2 protein-coding genes are annotated in these 2,917 nt (G+C 66.2%); both read left to right on the forward strand.

What is annotated here, in order from left to right:
* Positions 1–1,896, forward strand: a 1,896-nt coding sequence (locus ACESNG_RS17330; RefSeq protein WP_373069985.1) for an efflux RND transporter permease subunit, incomplete at its 5' end; no start/stop codon positions are given.
* The coding region (locus ACESNG_RS17335; protein WP_373069987.1) for an efflux RND transporter permease subunit at positions 1,893–2,917 on the forward strand (1,025 nt) is incomplete at its 3' end. The genes ACESNG_RS17330 and ACESNG_RS17335, both read left to right, overlap by 4 nt.

Genomic DNA, 2,917 nt, shown 5'->3' on the forward strand with positions numbered 1-2,917 from the left:
CGGGAAGAGGGAATGTCGCTGCTCGAGGCCGCGGTCACCGGCACTGATGAAGTGGCCGCGCCGCTTTTTGCCGGTACGCTCACCACGGTGTTGGTGTTCGGTCCCATCATCTTCGTGCGCGGGCTCGCGGCGGCGCTGTTTCGTGACTTGAGCTTGAGTGTGGTGACCACGGTGGCCGCGTCGCTGGTGCTGGCGCTCACACTCATGCCGGTCATGATCGTGGGACGTCGCAAGCTCGCGAAATCGGCGACGTCATCGACACTGGTCGCGACCACGCCGAACGCCGAAGCACCCAAGGTGCCGTCAGCCACCGCTCGCACACTCGACGCCTGGGGACGCACGCTCACCGCGTGGTACGAGCGCGGCATGCGTTGGTCACTCAACCATCCGCGGTCGGTATTCGGCATGGCCGGCGCGCTGTTGGCGGTAACGGCGGTGCTGGTCTACACACTGCCCAAGGAGATTCTGCCGCGCGTGGACGAAGGCGTGCTGGTGGCGCAGGTGCAGCTCCCCGAGGGTACGAGTATTCAAGCCACGGCCGAACAGGTTGAGCGCGTGGAAGTTGCCGCGCGCGCGCTCGGCGCCAAAGGCATCTATGCGCGCGTAGGGAAGGCGACCAACGAAGAGGTACTGGCCGGTGCCGATCCCGGATCGAGTGCCACGGCGCAGCTGATCGTGCCGGTGCCCGATACGGCGGATGCGGCCGAGTTCGCGCAGCAGTTGCGCGCCAAACTACCAGACCTGGCCAAGGGCGCGTTGGCGATCGACCTCGCGGGGCAATCGGAGTTCGGTTCACTGATCGGGCGTGAAGGGCGTCTGGTGCGCGTCGAACTGTCGGCGCCCACGCTGGTGGAATCACAGCGGTGGGCCGACACCGTGCGCAAGGCCATGCAAACCGTGCCGTCCCTCACCGATGTGCGCGACGCCTTCGCCGCCACGCAGCCGATCGTGGAAGTGTCACTCGAGCGCGCGCGCATGGCTGAGCGCAGCATTGTGCCACAACAGGTGGCGAGTGCATTGGCGGGAGCGTTGGGTGGGGTGAGTGCGAGTGAGTTGCGCGAGACCGACCGACGCACGCCGATCATGGTGCGCTACGCCGGACTGCGGAACGAAGAACTCGAGACGGCGCTGAAAACGCCGCTGCGTGGCGTGCCGCTGGCGCAGTTGGTGAAGGTGCGCGAAACACGCGCTCCGTTGGAAGTGGTGCGCGTGGGGCAGCGTCCAGTCACGATTGTGGAAGGGCTCGTGGAAAGCGGCGGCACGGCCAAAGCCACCACCGACGTGCAGTCGCGCATGGCGTCGCTCACGTTGCCGGCCGGCGTGTCGTGGCAGGTAGGTGGTGCCGACGCCGAACGCAAACGCACCAGCAACGAGCTCACGTTGGTGGCGGTGTTGGCGGCATTGCTCATGTTCCTGGTATTGGCCGGCGAGTTCGCGAGCTTCACGATTCCGCTGGTGGTCATGCTCACGGTGCCCTTGGCGGGCGCTGGTGCCGTGATCTTTCTGTGGCTCACGGGACAATCGCTGAACGCCGTATCGCTGATCGGCATCGTGGTGATGATCGGTATGGCCGACAACGAAGCCGTCGTGAAGCTCGATGCCATTCGTAAGTTCCGCGAGGCTGGCTTTGGCATCGACGAGGCGATCGTGCGCGGCGGCGAGCAGCGACTCCGTGCCATCGCCATGACGTCGATCACCACGATTACCGGAGTGCTGCCGCTGGTGTTCGGATGGGGCAGTGGCGGCGCGCTGTATCAGCCGTTGGCGGCCGGCATTATTGGTGGCAGTATCAGCGCCCTGCTGGTCACGTTCTTTCTGTTGCCTACGGCCTACGCGGTGTTGGAGCGGCGCACGGAGCGTCGCGCGGCACGGCACGCTCAGCGAAATCTCGCATGATCCGGTTCGCGACCCATCGTCCAGCGGTGGTGTGGGCGATCTGTGTCGCCTTGCTGCTGGCCGGCGCGATTGCGTTTACGCGATTACCACTGGCCACGCGCACCACCGTGGAGTTGCCGCGGCTCATGGTGAGCGCCAGCATGCCGGGGGCGTCGCCGGAGGTGATCGAGACCTATCTCACGTCGCCGGTGGAGGCGGCTATTCAAGGCGTGCGCGGTGTGCGGCGCGTGTCCAGCAACTCATACGACGACTTCGCCAGTCTCACGGTGGAGCTGGAAGCACGGGCCGATGTGCAGATGGCACGCCTGGCGATTCTCGAGCGGCTCGAACTGCTGCGCGCCGATCTGCCGCCGGGCGCCAGTCCCCCCACGGTCGCCAACTACGTACCGGAGGGACTCGAGGAAGCGCCGCTCATGTCGCTGTCCGTGTTCGGACCGTACACGTCGGGCACGTTGCAGAAGCTGCTGAACGAGCGAGTGAGCCCGCGTCTTGGCAGCATACCCGGCGTGGCTGGTGTGCAGGTGCGCGGCGGTACCGATTTAGGCGTGTCGGTATCGTACGATCCGGTACAGCTGCGGCGCATCGGCATCTCGCCGCAACGGTTGGTCGAGGCCATCGGCGGTGCGCGCATGGTGCAGGCGCTGGGGGCACTCGATCGCGGAAGTGATCCTGAGCACGCCACAACGCAGAACGTCGTGCTGCGTGACCAGCCGGTCGCGCTCGAAGATCTGCAAGCGCTGCCGGTGCGCGGTCCCGGTACTCGGGTGTTTCGGTTGGGGGAGCTGGCCACGGTGCGGGCCGAAGAGGACGCGCGCGGGCGCTTCTTTCGCATCGATGGTGCGCCGGCCGTGGCGGTGGAGATCTCGCGGCATCCGGGCGCCGACGCCATCAAAACCGCAGCGGCATTGCGCGCCGCCATCAAGCAGCTCGAGCCCACCATGCCGCCAGCGGTACGACTGCGCATCAATGCCGATGAAAGCGAAGATTTGAAGAAGGAGCTCGACGATCTCGCCTTGCGCAG

The sequence above is a fragment of the Gemmatimonas sp. genome (assembly GCF_041689975.1).
In the GTDB taxonomy this organism is placed as follows: domain Bacteria; phylum Gemmatimonadota; class Gemmatimonadetes; order Gemmatimonadales; family Gemmatimonadaceae; genus Gemmatimonas.